This is a genomic window from Streptomyces sp. NPDC043896, assembly GCF_056435605.1.
The window spans coordinates 101135-117740 of the sequence record NZ_JBWKEE010000006.1; the positions used below are offsets into that span (position 1 = coordinate 101135).

11 protein-coding genes are annotated in these 16606 nt (G+C 69.3%); 8 read left to right on the forward strand and 3 right to left on the reverse strand.

The window, feature by feature from the left end; all coding sequences use genetic code 11:
* The first annotated feature begins 193 nt into the window (after nucleotides 1-193).
* From AC069X_RS10685 to AC069X_RS10705, 5 genes are all read left to right on the forward strand, one after another.
* A complete protein-coding gene (locus AC069X_RS10685; protein WP_478727196.1) occupies nucleotides 194-6658 on the forward strand; it encodes an RHS repeat domain-containing protein in 6465 nt (2154 codons plus the stop codon).
* Nucleotides 6659-6699: 41 nt separating this feature from the next.
* Nucleotides 6700-7149, forward strand: coding sequence for a hypothetical protein (locus AC069X_RS10690; protein WP_478727198.1), 450 nt, complete (start codon nucleotides 6700-6702; stop codon nucleotides 7147-7149).
* Between the two features lie 250 nt (nucleotides 7150-7399).
* Complete coding sequence (locus AC069X_RS10695; RefSeq protein WP_478727200.1) at nucleotides 7400-7789, forward strand: hypothetical protein; 390 nt, start codon at nucleotides 7400-7402, stop codon at nucleotides 7787-7789.
* A 407-nt stretch (nucleotides 7790-8196) separates the two neighbouring features.
* Nucleotides 8197-8394 (forward strand): hypothetical protein, encoded by a 198-nt coding sequence (locus AC069X_RS10700; RefSeq protein WP_478727202.1) that lies wholly within the window; start codon nucleotides 8197-8199, stop codon nucleotides 8392-8394.
* Between the two features lie 597 nt (nucleotides 8395-8991).
* Nucleotides 8992-10200: a cytochrome P450 family protein gene (locus AC069X_RS10705; RefSeq protein WP_478727204.1), complete on the forward strand. Its 1209-nt coding sequence runs from the start codon at nucleotides 8992-8994 to the stop codon at nucleotides 10198-10200.
* On the opposite strand, the gene AC069X_RS10710 is transcribed toward AC069X_RS10705, so the two are convergent.
* The 3 genes from AC069X_RS10710 to AC069X_RS10720 all read right to left on the reverse strand — a co-directional run bounded on the left by AC069X_RS10710 (nucleotide 10190) and on the right by AC069X_RS10720 (nucleotide 13040).
* Nucleotides 10190-11161 (reverse strand): endonuclease/exonuclease/phosphatase family protein, encoded by a 972-nt coding sequence (locus AC069X_RS10710; protein WP_478727206.1) that lies wholly within the window; start codon nucleotides 11159-11161, stop codon nucleotides 10190-10192. The genes AC069X_RS10705 and AC069X_RS10710 overlap by 11 nt on opposite strands.
* Before the next feature lie 71 nt (nucleotides 11162-11232).
* Nucleotides 11233-11721 carry a RidA family protein gene (locus tag AC069X_RS10715; protein WP_478727208.1) on the reverse strand — a complete coding sequence of 163 codons (489 nt, stop codon included), beginning with the start codon at nucleotides 11719-11721 and terminating at the stop codon, nucleotides 11233-11235.
* Nucleotides 11722-11762: 41 nt separating this feature from the next.
* The gene (locus AC069X_RS10720; protein ID WP_478727578.1) at nucleotides 11763-13040 is read right to left on the reverse strand and encodes a M6 family metalloprotease domain-containing protein; all 1278 of its coding nucleotides are present in this window, start codon (nucleotides 13038-13040) and stop codon (nucleotides 11763-11765) included.
* Nucleotides 13041-13320: 280 nt separating this feature from the next.
* Between AC069X_RS10720 and AC069X_RS10725 the strand changes: the two genes are divergently transcribed.
* The 3 genes from AC069X_RS10725 to AC069X_RS10735 all read left to right on the forward strand — a co-directional run bounded on the left by AC069X_RS10725 (nucleotide 13321) and on the right by AC069X_RS10735 (nucleotide 16604).
* On the forward strand, nucleotides 13321-14067 hold the full coding sequence (locus tag AC069X_RS10725; RefSeq protein ID WP_478727210.1) for a TetR/AcrR family transcriptional regulator: 747 nt from the start codon (nucleotides 13321-13323) through the stop codon (nucleotides 14065-14067).
* Between the two features lie 102 nt (nucleotides 14068-14169).
* Nucleotides 14170-15711, forward strand: a complete 1542-nt coding sequence (locus AC069X_RS10730; protein WP_478727212.1) for an MFS transporter — start codon at nucleotides 14170-14172, stop codon at nucleotides 15709-15711.
* 131 nt (nucleotides 15712-15842) lie between these two features.
* On the forward strand, nucleotides 15843-16604 hold the full coding sequence (locus AC069X_RS10735) for a dioxygenase family protein (RefSeq protein WP_478727580.1): 762 nt from the start codon (nucleotides 15843-15845) through the stop codon (nucleotides 16602-16604).
* The last annotated feature ends 2 nt before the right edge of the window (nucleotides 16605-16606 follow it).

Consider the following 16606-nt stretch of genomic DNA (forward strand, 5'->3'; position numbering starts at 1 on the left):
ATTCGGAGATTCGTGATCAAACGGTCGCCAGGATTAGGCCACCGCGAGAGCGGGTGGTTCAATTTCGGGCAACCTTCGGGACCTTGCGGGCGATAACTGGGCTTATCGTCCGTATTTGTGTGCATTTTTCGAAGGGTCGACAGGATAAGCTCCCACGCCAATTGATCAAATCGGCGACCGTGGGGGGCGTGCCGTGACGGCACCAACTGAACATCGCAAGATCAAAAGACGCTCGATCGTCAAGCGCCGGATAGGGGTACCGCCCTTAGTCGTGCTGTCGCTCCTTTTAGGTGCGGGGGCGGCCCAGGGGGCGGAGTCGAAGCCGAATGATCAGCGCCGCTGGTCGCTGGGCGCTTTGAAGAAGACTGAATCGGTTTCCGGCCGGAACGCGCCGAAAGCGGCGCGGAAAACGCAGAAGAGTGATGGGGCCGCTGCCTGGCGGCCAGTAGATGTGCATTGGCCAATCGCAACGCGGGCCGAGGTGGATCTGAACGCCGCACCACTGGCTCTCGAGCGCGGATTGCTCTTCGCCTCGCCGTCGCGCACCGCTGCGGTCCCTCTGGTTCCGGTCCTGGATCCAAGCAGGGCGGGCGCCGCACCGGTCTGGGTCACAGCTTCCTCGGGGAAGGGCGGCGCACTGCAGACTGGAAAGGCCGCGGTGCAGCTCGTGGACCGGGCAGCTGCGGAGAAGGCAGGGGTGCAGGGCCTGGTGCTCGGGGTGCGACCGCTCGGGGGCTCCCAGGGAGAACTCCCGGTGAAGGTCTCCGTGGACGTGTCCCCCATCGCTGGGGCCTTCGGCGGCGACTGGCTTTCCCGGGCCCACCTGGTGGCCCTTCCCGAGTGTGCGCTGACGACTCCCGAACGCGCGGAGTGCCGAACACAGACGCCGGTGGCGACCGCCAGGGGCGGTGACAGGGCTGGACTGCTCAGCGCCGACGTGAGCCTGAAGGCGAACGCACCCACAGCGGAAGGAAATCGCCCCGCCTCCTCGTCCGGTGCCAGGGATGCCTCAAACTCCTCGGCCGGGGCTATGGTGCTCGCGGCCGTGGCGGCTCCCGCCGGCAGCGCCGGCGACTACAAGGCCACCAGCCTGGCCCCTTCCGGCACGTGGAGCAGCGGCGGTAGCGCCGGCGGTTTCTCTTGGACCTACCCGATTGCGGTGCCGGAGGGGCTGGGCGGCGTCAAGCCTGACATCTCCCTCTCCTACAGCTCTCAGTCGGTGGACGGCCGTACCGCAGCCACAAACAACCAGGCGTCGTGGATCGGTGAGGGCTGGGACTACTCTCCGGGCTTCGTCGAGCGCCGTTTCAAGCCGTGTTCGAAGGACGGTCAGACCGGCTCCAGTGAACAGTGCGTGGCTGGCGACAATGCCACGATTTCCCTGAACGGGAAGTCGTCGGCCCTCGTGCGCGACGACGCCTCCGGCCTCTGGCGGCTGGAGGGCGACGACGCCTCGAAGGTCGAGCGGTTGACGGGCGCGACCAACGGCGACAACAACGGAGAGTACTGGAAGGTCACCACGGCTGACGGTACCCAGTACTACTTCGGAGTCGGTCACAAGCCGGGTAGCGCAACAGCCTCGGCCACCAACTCCGCATGGACGACGCCGGTCTACGGCAACAACGCGGGCGAGGAGTGCCACCAGTCGACCTTTGCCGCGTCCTGGTGTCAGCAGGCCTGGCGCTGGAACCTCGACTTCATCGTTGACCCTCGTGGCGGTTTGACTACCCACTGGTACGACACCGAGACCAACTACTACAAGCGGGGCAGCACTGCCGCGACCCCTGAGGGCACGCTCACCTCGTACGTCCGGGGCGGCAACCTCGCCAGGATCACCTACGGCTCGAAGCTCACGGACGCGGACACCGTCAAGCCGACCGCTCAGATCCTTTTCAACACTGCTCAGCGCTGCCTGCCCGATGCCAGCTTCGACTGTGCCCCGTCCAAGCTGACCAAGGCAAACGCTGCCAAATGGCCGGAGGTGCCCTTCGACCTGGTCTGCGCCGCGAGTGGTACGTGTGAGAACTATTCCGCCACATTCTGGACCACCAAGCGTCTGACCAAGATCACCACGCAGGTGCTCAACGGCAGCGGCGGCTATGACAACGTCGACTCCTACGAGCTGAAGCACGAGTTCCCCAACCCGCAGGACGGAACGGCACCCGCACTGTGGCTCGCCTCGCTCACCCACACCGGCCATGACGGCAGTTCCTCCATGGTCACCCCGCCGGTCACCTTCACCGGTCGACTGATGAACAACAGGGTCGACTCCAGCAGTGACAACAAGCCTGCGCTCAACCGTCACCGCATCGTCGGCATCACGTCTGAGACCGGCCAGGTAACCGATGTCGCCTACGCCGACACGGACTGCGCGCCTGGGGCCGGCCTGCCGTCGAGCCAGGACTCCAACTCCAAGCGCTGCTACCCCGTCTACTGGACCCCGGACGAGAAGAGTCCGCTCGAACCGACCCTGGACTGGTTCCACAAGTACGTGGTCAGCCGCGTCACCGAGCTCGACCCCTTCGGAGGCTCCCGCCCCCAGGAGGTCCGCTACGAGTACGTCGGAGGCGCGGCCTGGCACCGCGACGACGAGGAAATGACCGAAGACAAGCGCCGCACATGGAACCAGTTCCGCGGCTACGAGCAGGTCATCACCCGGTCTGGTACCGCCCCTGACGTCGTCTCCCAAACGGCGGTCTTCTACCTGCGCGGCATGGACGGGGACATCAAGGCCGACGGCAGCAAGCGCACCGCCACCTTCACAGGCGTCTCTGGAAGCACGCTCAAGGACTCCAACCCGCTGGCGGGAGCCGTCCGCGAAACCCACACCTTCGCCTCCGACGGTGGAGAACTCGTGACCGTGTCGCAGGAAGAGCCCTGGCTCTCCCCGGTCACCGCCACCCACAGCCGCGGCAGCAAGCTTCCCGCCCTCACCGCTCAGATGCACCGCGAGGGATCCACGAAGAAGAAGTCGCTCCGTGTCGACAAGACCTGGCAGACCACGTCGAAGGCCACCGCCTACGACTCGACCTATGGCATGCCGGTCAGCGTCCTGGACCGGGCCGACGGACAGCCCGACACCTGCACCACGACCTCCTACGTTCGCAACACGGCGGCATGGATGGTCGACCGGATCTCCGAGACGGTCCAGACGCAAGGCGACTGTTCCACCACCGCCAACGAGGGGAACACCCTCAGCCGCGCCCGCACCTACTATGACGGTCAGGCGCACGGCACCCTCACCGGCCCCGGCCAGGTCACCAGCACTGAGGAACTGGACCGCTTCGAAGGCGGCCAGCCCAAATACACGATGAATTCCGCGTCCGTCTACGACGCCTACGGCCGAGTCGTCAGCGTCACCGACGGGGTCGGCGCGAAGACCACGACGACGTACGAGCCCGCTGCACCCGCCCGCGCCACCACCGTCAAGACCACCAATCCCAAGGGCTGGATGAGCACATCCGCTCTGCATGCCCTGCGCGGAGGCCCGGTCAAGGCAGTGGACGAGAACGGCCGGACCACCGAAATGGCCTACGACGCGCTCGGCCGAGTCACGGGCGTCTGGCTGCCCGGCCGAGCACGCGACCTGAGCGCGAGCAAGACGTTCGCATACGACCTTTCCAACGCCGGCACCAGCTCGATCACGACTCAGTCACTTCGGGCCGACCAGTCGTACACGACGTCCATCAGCATCCTCGACGCGTTCGGGGAGCAGGTCCAGCTGCAGTCGGTTCCGCAGAACGGAGCGTCCGGCGCCCGTCTGATCACCGACACGGCCTACGACAGCCACGGCCGCGTCTTCAAGTCGAACGAGGCGTACTTCAACACCGCCTCCGACCCCATCAAGACCCGCTTCATCGCGAACGACAACGCGATCCCCGCGCAGAACACCACCGTTTATGACGGTCTTGGTCGTTCGGTTGCCACCATTTTCTCTTCCAAGGCGACCGAACAGTGGCGTACCACCACCACCTACCCCGGCGTTGACCGCGCGGATGTCACCCCGCCGCAAGGGGACACTGCGGTGAGTACGATCACAGACGTTCGTGGCCGAAAGATCGAGCAGCGCCGCTTCAAGAGCGACAAGCCGGAAGGCGACTACGACGCCACACGGTATGCCTACAACGTCGACGGCGACCTGACTCGCATCACCGATCCTGTCGGCAACACTTGGACCTACGACTACGACCTTCACGGTCGCCAGGTCCGCGCCGTCGACCCGGACAAGGGCACCGGGACGATCACCTATGACGCCGCCGACCGCCCGGTCTCGACTACGGACGGCCGTGGAGTCACCGTCTTCACCAGCTACGACATCCTCGGACGTCCTACCTCACGAAACCTGAACGCTGTCGACGGCCCGAAGCTGGCCACGTACGAGTACGACACCGTGGCCCTCGGTCGGCCCACGGCTTCCACCCGTTGGGTCGACGGCAAGCCCTGGCGCCAGGAGACAACCGCCTACGACATCGGCTACCGGGCGACGGACACCAAGCTGACCGTGCCTGTCGGCGAAGGGGCTCTGACCGGCACCTACACCGCCTCGACCTCGTACGACCCGATCACCGGCCTCGAGCGTCGCTCGACCCTGCCCGCCGTGGGCGGCCTGCCGACCGAGAGGCTCAGTGCCGGCCGCAACGTCAACGGTCTGCCCGTTTCCTACGGTTCCGACAATGTCAACTACGTCAACTTCACCGACTACGACCCCTTCGGAACCGTCCTGCGCACCACTCTCGGTGACGATCCGAGGCAGGTCAGCGTCACGAGTGTCCAGGACCCGGCCACAGGTCGTCTTCTGAGCCGCCGACTCGACAAACAGGACACCGCGACCCCGGTGGACATCACCGACTACACCTACACCGCGGCCGGCGATGTCACGTCGGTCACCAGCATCCAGGGCACAACGCGCGACACCCAATGCTTCACCTACGACCACCGCCGCCGCCTCACCGAAGCCTGGAGCGACACCGGGACCACCACGACCCGGTCCGGGCCGTCCGTCCCCGGTATCGGCGGTTGTGCCAACACCTCCCCGCAACCCGGCAAGATCGGCGGCCCCAACCCCTACCACCAGTCCTTCACCTACGACGCGACCGGCAACCGCACTTCATCCACCGACCACGATCCAGCCGGTGATTCGGCCAAGACGGTCACCACCAAGCACACCTTCCCGGCCGCGGGCACTGCGCGTCCGCACGCACCGGTCTCCACCAGCATCCAGACCGGCACCGGTGTGTCCGCCCCCAAGCCCACCACCTACGACGAGACCGGAAACACTCTGACCCGCCCCGACGCCTCCAGCGGCACCCAGACGCTGACCTGGACACCCGAAGGGCAACTGGCCTCCGCCACATCCAGCGCGGGGACGTCCACCTACGTCTACGACGCGGACCGCAAGCGCCTGCTGCGCCGCGACCCGGGCAAGACCACCCTCTACATCGGCAGGACCGAGCTGACTCTGGACATCGCCACGAACAAGGTCACCGGCACCCGCTACTACTCGGCGCCCGATGGCACCACCATCGTCCGTACTTCTGAGGGTGCTCTTTCCTACGTCACCGGAGACCACCACAACACAGGGGTAACCGCCGTTGACGCCGCGACCCTCCAGGTTCAGCGTCGTGCGTCGAAGCCGTTCGGCGAGGAGCGAGGCACACAGCCGGCTACATGGCCGGGCGAGCGCGGATTTGTCGGAGGCGTCGAGGACAAGACCACCGGCCTCACTCACCTCGGAGCACGCGAGTACGACCCGAAACTGGGTCGCTTCCTCTCTGTGGACCCGATGATGGCGGTGGACGACCCTCGACAGCACAACGGATACCAGTACGGGAACAACAGCCCCCTGACCGAGTGGGACCCGACCGGCGAAGCCCTCGAAGAGTGCCGCAGCGGCATGTACACCTGCACCAATGGCGGAACCAGGCCCACGGGATACGGGAACAATTACGAACGGGAGGTGTCCAGCAACCGCGGGACCCTTGCACCCGAATACGTGAGGCAGAAGAGCCGCAACAGGAACGCCTGCCGACACGACCCGGACTGCGGACGCCGCACGTACAGCGCACCCAAGAGCACCCCGAAGCTGCAGCAGAGGAAGGGCAAGAGCCTGGGAAGCCAGGCGCTGTCCGGTTTGAAGAACGGGCTGCTGGGACCAGGCGGACGGTGGATCGTCGGCAACACCGACAGCATCAAGCGGGGCTGGAATGCAGTAAAGGACTGGACTAAAGAGCATCGGGGGCTCCTCGCGACCATCGGGGCCACAGCCACGTGCCTCATCCCAGCGGTCGGATGGGGACTGTGCGCGGTGGCGACGGTTGGGGCGCTGGGAGTGCGCATGGAGCAACGGGCAGCGGAAGGGGGAGGGTGGAATGCGACTTGGAAGGACAACGCCTTCGACGCGGCCTTCACCGCTGGCACCTTCGGATTGGGCTCCGCCGTAAGGTACGCGAAGTTCGGGAGTCTTTCCGGCCTGAAGGAACCGCTTCGGGCGCCCAATCCGTTGCAGGGAAGTGCCTGGACCGGAGCGGCCCCACAGGCGTGGGAGCGCGCGGCTGAGCAAGCCGGCCCGGTGTACAACCTGGTCCATGCCTACCATCCGCTCTATACCCTGGGGGGAGCCATCCCCTCGGTGGCCGGAGCGTTCCGTAAGAACAACTAGGTCATGTTCGGAAGCCAACCGAACAATGAAGGGATCCGGGGATGAAAGGGAAGACGACGTTCCGAAGCGGTTGGAACGTCCTTGTGTGCGGTATCGGGCTCCTCTTCCTCTTCGTTGGCTATGCCGCTGCCTCAGGAGGAGGCTGGAGGGAATCCCCCTTCACAGCCTTCACCTTCCTGGCGGTTGGCTTGTGGGTGTCCGTCAGGGCGGCGTTGTGCGCCGCATGGGTCAACAGCTCAGGGGTCAATTACCTGGGAGTCCTCGTCTGGAAGAGGATCCCATGGGCGGCGATAGATGAGGTCACCTGTGAGCTCCGAGGCGGGAGCCTCATGACGTCTGCCATCCCGGCTCTCAAGCTGAAGAGCGGCGAATCCATCTCCCTGGACGGACTGGCCGGCTACACCGCCCGCAACGACGAGAACGCCCGAGTGGCCATGCAGGTTCACGAAATGAACGTCGCCCGCAAGCGATACCAGGGCGCCAATCGCTAGCACTGCAATGACAGGTGGTGAGGAAGTGACGGGCCGCAGTCCATGGACTGCGGCCCCGTCCGTTGTGTCTCCCGGGGAAATGGTGTCAATGAAGATTCGAATCGATCCACATCTTCTTGTATCGCGTGTCCGCTGGGCCGGACCGATCCATGACGGGACGGAGTGTATGGCGGCTGACACCGGCCTCGGTCGGCTCGCCCTGTACAGGTGTCGATCGAGCGTCCCATCTGCCGGTTCTGCAGTAGGTGGAGTGCTTGAGGACTGGAAGATCCTGCTCGATGGGGGTGAGCTTGCCGAAGTGTGGGGGGTTGCGCCGCCCGGCTATGCCATGAGGGCCCAGATTGAGCGTGGGGTCCAGGGAAAAGTGGTGGGTGACCCTGTTTCTGTGCTCGGGGCGACTTCGCTATTCAGCGGGAAGAGGAATGTCAGGTTCTCCATCTCGGGAGGTCGCACTGTTGAATTCCGTGGAAGGTGGGGGAGTGTCCTAGCCCAGGGCGGGCAGGGAGAGTTGCTGGCGCTGAAGAAATCCTCGACCTGGGAGGCGCCTGAACGAGGCATGGGTATTATTGGGATAATTGCAGTCGTGGAGATGGCTGGGCTGGAATATATGCTGAGAAATCCGATTCTTGCTGCATTCTGAGGAAGCAGGCTTGTCGGCGCTGGCCGGCAAGCCTGCTGAGGCTGATCTGAGGAATCCGGCCAGCGCGTGGAAGTCATCACCTCCGGGACCCTGTCCGCCTTTTCGGTGAGCCGCTAAGGGGCCTCCTGCGTTCCCGAAACGGGGAAGAAGCGCGCCCAAGGACTTTTAAGCCCCCTGTGAACGGCTGGTTCCTTCGCGGGGGCAATCCCATCGCTCACACGGCCTCGCGCGATCTGGCGCTCCTACGCATCACAGGTGAGGCCCTGACAAACCGATTTTGAATGACGGACGTGGTCATGGACTGGAATTTCTGCGGAACGCCCGAGCACATCAGGCTCGAGAGTCCTCCGGCCGGCGAGCCGGGCTGCACCCGGGTCTCCTTGCTTGCTGTGCTGAGGTCTGAGTGGTTGCCCCTCGCGGTCTGGGTGGCCGTTGCAGGCTTCGTCTTCCTCCTCTGGCACGGAGTAGGGGCGGTGCTCGTCGCGGGTGTCTTCGTCGCACTGCTGGCCACCGGCTTCTTCTGGAACCTGTCCAAGGGGCATAGTCCGGGGTGCTGCTTCCTCAGCTCCCTCGCCTCGGTCATGCGGGTGACCGAGGGGTTCTAACCAGAGCTGTTGCATCGCCGAATAGGTCCGCCAGCCAGACTGACGGACCTATTCGGCCCGTGTAGGTGGGGCGGCCAGTTCATCCATGGACGAAGTTGCGTGGACCTGACAGTCGCGGTCCCGGCCTGGGCAGGTGCAAGATGGCAGACGCTCGACGGCTCACGGGGGTGGCTGCTCCCTCCCCAAACCGGCTTCGGCGCCTACCTCACGCCATCGGTGGCGCTGGATTTGAACCCGCACGGTCTTCGGGCGGTGGGGCTTGAGCTTGCGTTGCTGCCCCTACGAGGGGTGGTGACTGCAGCTTCGTTCGTGGGAGGGAGAGCAACGCCCCCACCTGACCTGCGAAGAGACCCCATCGGTTCCCGGAATACAAGAAGGGCGTTCCCAGAGGTTCTGGAGGCAGGCTTTTGAGCTGCGGTTTTGGAGTTTTCCGCAAGGCCCACGAAGGCGGGGTTGCCTGGACGCGGCCCGTGTCGCGGCCCGGTCGTCGGCTGATCGCTGAACAGCCTAGCGGATGGCGGTGCTCGGATGCGGCCCCATAACCTTGTTCCATGATCCGGGGCGTGTGGAGGCCGCCGGAGAGGGGTGGGGGAGTCCATGGGAGACGGTGCCGGAGCGGACGGGCTGCCGCAGCCGTTCGGGGAGGGGTTCCGGGAGGACCCGTACGCCGTCTATGCGCGGTTGCGCGCGCAGGGCTCCGTGCACCGGGTCGCGCTGCCCGACGGGTCGCCGGTGTGGCTGGTGACGCACGAGGCCGATGTGCGGCGGGGGCTGGCCGACCCGCGGCTGTCCGTGGACAAGAAGCACGCCGGGAGCGGGTTCAAGGGCTTCTCGCTGCCCCCGGCGCTGGACGCCAACCTGCTGAACATGGACGGCGAGGACCACCTGCGCCTGCGCCGGCTCGTCGCGCAGGGGTTCACCCCCCGCCACGTCGAGGGGATGCGTACGTCGATCCGGGCCGCCGTGGACCTGTACGCCGGCCGGCTCGTGGCCCGCGTCGGGGCCGAGGGCGCGGCCGACGTCGTCGCCGAGTTCGCCCGGCCGCTGCCGCTGAAGGTCATCGGGGACCTCTTCGCCGTCCCCGAGGAGGACCGGGAGCGGTTCTCCGGGTGGGTCCTGCACATGCTCGCCCCCGGCAGCCGCGAGGAACTCGCCGCCGCGGTCGGGGAGATACACCGGTTCTTCACCCGCCTCGTCGCCGAACGCCGCGCCGCGCCCGGCGAGGACGTCCTCTCCGGGCTGATCGCCGCCCGCGACCGGGACGACCGGCTGAGCGAGGACGAACTGGTCTCCCTCGCGTTCCTGATCCTGATGGCCGGCAGCGAGAACGTCCAACACCTCATCGGCAACGGCCTGTTCACCCTGCTCGCCCATCCCGCGCAGCTCGCCGCGCTGCGCGAGCGGCCCCACCTCCTGCCCGACGCGGTCGAGGAGCTGCTGCGCCACTCCCTCGCCAACCACACCGCCATCCGCCGCTTCCCGACCGAGCCCGTCGAGATCGGCGGCGTACGGATCCCCGCCGGCGACACCGTCCTCCTCTCGCTCGCCTCCGCCCACCGCGACCCGGCGCGCCACCCCGAGCCGGACCGCTTCGACATCACCCGCGCCGACAAGGGGCACCTCGCCCTCGGGCACGGCCTCCACTACTGCCTGGGCGCCGCGCTGGCCCGCACGCAGCTCACCCTCGGACTCGGCGCCCTGCTGGAGCGGCTGCCGGGGATCCGGCTCGCGGTGCCGGCCGGCGAGCTCGCGTGGACCACCACCTTCAGGTTCCACGCGCTGCGCGCGCTGCCCGTCAGTACCTGAACGCCGCCGCCACCGGCAGGTGGTCGCTCGCGGTGGCCGGCAGGGTCCACGCCGACAGCGGGGTCAGCCCGCCCCGCAGCAGGACCTGGTCGATCCGGGCGACCGGGAACCGGGCCGGCCAGCTGAAGCCGAAGCCCACCCCCGCCGTCTCCTGCGCGGCGGTGAACCCCCGCAGCGCCGGGGCCAGCGCCGTGTCGCCGGTGGTGCCGTTGAAGTCCCCGAGCAGCAGCGTCCGCCCGGCCGGCCCGGCCCGCAGCGCGTCGGCGAGGTTGCGGGCGGCCCCGTCGCGGTTCCCCGTGGCGAAGCCCCCGGCGCCCAGCCGGACGGAGGGCAGGTGGGCCACGTACACCGTGACGGGCCCCTTCGGGGTCTCGGCGGTGGCGCGCAGCAGGAGCCGCCACGGCACGAGCGGGGTGCCGCCCGCGTCGCGCAGCGGGAAGGTGCTCCACAGCCCGACCGTGCCCTGGACCACGTGGTACGGGTGGCTCGCGGCGAGTTCCCGCTCGTACGCGTCCAGCGCGGGCCGCGTCAGTTCCTGCAGGGCGATGAGCTGCGCCCCGGAGGCGGCCACGGCCCGGGCGGTGCCCGCCGGGTCGGGGTTGGCGTCGTCCACGTTGTGGGTGACGGCGGTGAGGTCGGCGGGCCCGCCCCGCGAGCCGTCGGCCAGGGCGGGCCCGTACGACCAGCCCCAGGCGAGCGCGGGGAGCAGTACGGCGGCCAGCGCGGGCCGGGAGCGACGCAGCAGTGCGGCGGCCGCCAGCGGGGGCACCGCGAGGCCGGTCCAGGGCAGGAAGGTCTGTACGAGGCTGCGGGGGTTGCCGCTCGCCGGGCCGCCCGGGAGCCAGGGGTGCAGCAGGAGGACCAGGGCGGTGAGGACGGCGAGGGCCGCGACCACGCCCCCGCGGGGAGGGCGGAGCCGGGTCCGGGCTCCCTCGCGGCGGGGTTCCGTGTGCGCGGTCATGCCCCTGGTGACGCGCCGGGCGGCCGGGAGGTTCTGCGCGGCCGGAGGGCTGTGAGCGCGCCCGGCGCCCCTCACACCCCGATCGGCACGTGCAGCTCCACGGTGATCTCGACCTCGACCGGGGCGTCCAGCGGCAGCACCGCCACGCCGACCGCGCTCCGCGCGTGGATGCCCGCGTCGCCGAAGGCCGTGCCGAGCAGCTCGCTCGCGCCGTTGACCACGCCCGGCTGGCCGGTGAAGTCCGGGGCGCTCGCCACGAAGCCGACCACCTTCACCACCCGTTTCACGGCGGACAGGTCCCCGGCGACGGAGGCCACGGCGGCGAGGGCGTTCAGCGCGCACCGCTGCGCCAGCTCCCTGCCCTGCTCCGGGGTGACGCCGGCGCCCACCTTGCCGGTGACGGGCAGCGCGCCGTCCACCATGGGCAGCTGGCCGGAGGTGTGGACGTAGTGCCCGCTCACCACCGCCGGTACGTAGACGGCGACGGGCGCGGGGGCGGGCGGGAGTTCCAGCCCGGCCGCCGCCAGGCGTTCCTCGGGGGTCGTGGGGGTCGCGGTCACGAAGGCCTCCTCAGGGCGGGCGGTGGTGGTGGGGAGAGGGGTCAGGGCCGGGTCACGCGCACCTGGTAGCGGCCTCCCGGCAGCTCGCCGACCACGGCGATGGCGATGCCCGCCTTCTCGTCGGTGAAGGTCTCGCCCGGCCGGAACGGCGCGTCCGACAGCTCGGCGTGAACGTTGGGCCGCCGCGTGCAGCCGCCGCTCCCGCTCGCGCTGTCCGAGACGGTGACCGGCCCGCGCCCGGTGTCCACGTCCGAGTCGACCTTGTAGATCAGCACTCCGGGCTTGCAGACGGCCTCGTCGTTCCCGGCGCGGGTGCGGACCTCCACCGCGTACCCGGCGCTCTCCGAGAGCGGGACGAAGGCCAGCTTCGTGCCGCCCGCGAGGGCCAGCGGGGTCAGGAGGTGGTCGCTGGTGCCGGAGGCGGAGGCGCAGCTGACCTGGCTGCCGTCGAGCCAGCCCAGCTTCCACTTGTGCCAGCCGAGGAGGTCGTTGTTGGCGCCCCAGTCCTCGCTCATGATGTCCCAGTGGCCGACCGTGCCGCCGCCGTCGGCGGTGTAGAGGTCGGGCAGCCCGAAGACGTGCCCGTTCTCGTGGGGCAGGACCCGGTAGCCGGTCTCCCGGTAGGAGCCGGAGCCGTCGTCCTGGCGGCTGTAGACGAAGGACGTGTTCGCGAGGGGCACCCCGTCGGCCATCGGGGCCTCCCCGTTGCCGGAGAAGGTGACCGACAGGACGGTGTCCAGGGCGGAGGGGCCGGCGTTCGGGGTGACCAGGATGTTGACCAGGTCGTAGCGGCTGAAGTCCACCTCGCCGTCGGCGGCCTTCGCGATGTGCTCGACGAGCTGCCGGTAGCCCGGCTCGTAGGCGGAGCCGCGTTCGATCCCGTACGCCGCGAAGGGCATCGGCATCCGCAGCCAGTCCCGTATCGGCGATTCGGCCCGGTAGGCGAGGCGCCCGTAGGAGCTGGTGCGGAACCAGTCGGAGGTCTGGGGGAAGAATTCCGCGAGCCGGTCCATGGCCGTGCCCTCGCCCTTGGCGTCCGGGAAGTCGATCATCAGGTTGAGGGCGCGGACCTCTCCGGTGGAGCGGGAGTACCCGGGCGGGGTCGGCAGGCCTTCCGACATCTGGACGCCCATCGTCCCGGTGATGCGGCACGGGGCCAGGACGGATTCGGTGCTGGCGGCCACGGGGCCGGGGGCCGATTGGCCGCGGCCGGGCATCCCGCCGCTGGCGGTGGCGGTGACGCCCAGGGCCAGCGCGGTGAGGCCGATGAACGCGCTGGTGCGACAGGGTCTGCGTATCCGGCGGCGGGTCTGCGGCATGGAGATCGCCTTCGGTCCGCGGCAGCCGGCCGGGTCCGGACTGCTCTGTGCGCTCACCCTCCGACGATTACGACACGCCCGCGCGCCGAAAGCCTCCAAACGGGATCGAAGTGCAGCAAAACCCCCTCTTGAGTGTGTGAGGGGGCTCACACGTGAGGGTGAAATAACCGGGGACCGGATCCCCGTTTGTACGAGAGTCCCACGAAGCGGGGACCGGCTCCCCGCTTCGGGGCGGCCGAAATCCCAGAGTCCACGACCCGCGCCCCAGGGAGGCCCCGGAATGAAGAGCCCCGCCCACGCTCCGGCGGCCACCGACGCGACCCCGACCGCTCCCGCAGGCCCGACCGCCCCGGCCGCCACCCCGGCCGACGCCCCCACCGCCCCGGCGGCCGCCCCCGCCCGTGTCCCGAAGCCGCGCGCCGACGCGGTGCGCAACCGGGAGCGGATCCTGGTGGCGGCGCGCGAGATGTTCGTGGAGTTCGGCTCCGGCGCCCCCCTCGACGAGATCGCCCGCCGGGCGGGCATCGGCAACGCCACCCTCTACCGGCACTTCCCCGACCGGGCCGCCCTCGTCCACCACGTCGTGCTCTACGTGACGGACCGGGTCACCGCCCTGGCCGAGGACTCCCTCGCCGAGGAGCCCGACGCCTTCGCCGCGCTCTGCCGCTTCACCCACGCCGCGGCCGACGAGCGGATCGGTGCCCTGTGCCCGATGCTCGCGGACGGCTTCGACGCCGACCACCCCGAACTCCTCGCCTCCCGCGAGGCGTTGGGGGAGGCCGTGGAAACCCTGGTCACCGCCGGCCAGAGCGGCGGCCTGCTGCGCGCCGACATCGGCGTCGGGGACCTGATGGTCGCCCTCTCCCAGCTCAGCCGCCCCCTGCCGGGGACCGACTGCCTGGGCGTGGAGCGCTTCGTCCACCGCCACCTCCAGCTCTTCCTGGACGGCCTGCGGGCTCCGGCCCGGTCCGAACTGCCCGGCGCGGCAGCCACGTTGGAGGACCTCAGGAACATGCCCCGGGCCTGAAAACCAGATGACGGCCGGCCTTCCGGCCTCATAGCCTCAAATACGGCAAACACGAATCTTCAGTAGTTTTTCAGTCATCCGCACAGTGAAGTGGGTACCCCCATGTCAAAAACAGCCGCGACCGCCCCGCCGGCTGCCGTCGACCCCAGTCGGTGGAAGGCCCTGGTCTTCATCGCCCTGGCGCAGCTGATGGTCGTCCTCGACGCGACCATCGTGAACATCGCCCTGCCCTCCGCCCAGACCGACCTCGGCATCTCCGACGGCAACCGCCAGTGGGTCATCACCGCGTACGCGCTGGCCTTCGGCGGACTGCTCCTCTTCGGCGGCCGCATCGCCGACAAGTGGGGCCGCAAGAACGCCTTCGTCGTCGGCCTGATCGGCTTCGCCCTGGCCTCCGCCCTGGGTGGCGCCGCGACCGGTGAGGCGATGATGCTGGGCGCCCGCGCCCTCCAGGGTGCCTTCGGTGCGCTGCTCGCCCCGGCCGCGCTGTCCCTGCTCGCGGTCACCTTCACCGACGCCAAGGAGCGGGCCAAGGCCTTCGGCATCTTCGGCGCGATCGCGGGCGGCGGCGGCGCCGTCGGCCTGATCCTCGGCGGCTTCCTGACCGAGTACCTGGACTGGCGCTGGACCTTCTTCGTCAACATCCCCTTCGCGGTCGTCGCCGCCGTCGGCGCCTGGATGGTCGTCCGCGAGCCGGCCGGGTCCCGCAACAGTGCGCGCCTCGACGTCCCCGGCGTGATCCTCTCGACCCTGGGTCTGGTCGCGCTCGTGTACGGCTTCACGCGCGCCGAGTCGGCGGGCTGGGCGGACACGGTCACCGTGGCCATGTTCGTCGCCTCCGCGGCGCTGCTCGCGGCGTTCGTCTTCGTCGAGTCCCGCGTGAAGTCGCCGCTGCTGCCGCTGCGCGTCCTGCTGGAGCGCAACCGCGGCGGTGTCTACCTCTCGCTGGGCCTCGCCGTCATCTCGATGTTCGGCCTGTTCCTCTTCCTCACCTACTACCTCCAGGTCGTGAAGGGCTTCTCGCCCGTCAAGACCGGCTTCGCCTTCCTGCCCATGATCGCGGGCATGATCACGGGCTCCACCCAGATCGGTGCCCGGCTGATGACCCGGGTTCCGCCCCGGATGCTGATGGGCCCGGGCTTCCTCGTCGCCGGCGCGGGCATGCTGATGCTGACCCAGCTGGAGGTCGGCTCCTCGTACCCGGCGCTGATCCTGCCGGCGCAGCTGCTGCTGGGCCTCGGCATGGGCACGGCCTTCATGCCGGCCATGTCCCTGTCCACGCACGGGGTCGACCCGGCCGACGCCGGCGTGGCCTCGGCCATGGTCAACACCTCCCAGCAGGTGGGCGGCGCGATCGGCACCGCCCTGCTGAACACCATCGCCGCCTCGGCGACGACCGCGTACCTGACCGACCACGCGGCCGAGGCCGCGGCGGGCGGCCCGGCCGCCGGGCTGGTCCAGGCGCAGGCCATGGTCGAGGGCTACGCGTCCGCGATCTGGTGGGCCGTCGGCATCCTCGTGGCCAGCGCGGCCCTCGCGTTCGCGCTGATCAACACGGGCCGTCCCGGCTCCGGTGGCCCGGTGGTCTCCGGATCGGGCGCCGGCGAGGACGCCGAGATCAAGGTCCCGGTGATCGCCCACTGACGGGCCGGCGCGTGCGGGAATGACTGAGGACCCCGCCTTGTTCAAATTTGAACGAGGCGGGGTCGGTCTTTTGGCGCGGCACCCCGCACCGACGACCGAGGAGCGCTCCCGTGACCACCGAGACCCCCCGCATGCCGGCGCTGTACCTCAGCCACGGGGCCCCGCCGCTCGCCGACGACCCGCTCTGGCCGGCCGAGCTCGCCGCCTGGTCCGCCGGACTGCCCCGGCCGCGCGCGGTCCTGATCGTCTCCGCGCACTGGGAGGAGGCCCCGCTGGCCCTCGGTGCCGTCGAGCCCGTCCCGCTGGTGTACGACTTCTGGGGCTTCCCCGAGCACTACTACCGGGTGCGCTACGGGGCCCCGGGCGCGCCGGAGCTCGCCGCCTCGGTCCGCGCCCTGCTGAGGGCGCCCGGCACCCCGGTCCAGGACGTCCCGGACCGCGGCCTGGACCACGGCGCGTACGTCCCGCTCGTCGAGATGTACCCGGAGGCCGACATACCGGTCCTCCAGATCTCCATGCCCACGCTGGACCCGGCCCGGCTGATGGACCTCGGCCGCAAGCTCGCCCCGCTGCGGGACGAGGGCGTCCTGATCGTCGGCAGCGGCTTCTTCACCCACAACCTGGCCGCGCTGCGGCACACGGGCCCCGGGGTGCCCGGCTGGTCGGCCGAGTTCGACGCCTGGGGCCGCGAGGCGCTGGCCGCGCACGACGTCGACGCCCTGCTCGACTTCGAGGCCAAGTCGCCGGCGGGGCGCCTCGCCCACCCCCGCACGGAGCACTTCGCCCCGCTCTTCGTCACCCTCGGGGCCGCCGGGTCCGACCTCACCGCCCAGCGCACGGCGGTGGACGGGTTCTGGATGGGCCTGTCGAAGCGCTCCCTCCAGTTCGGCTGATC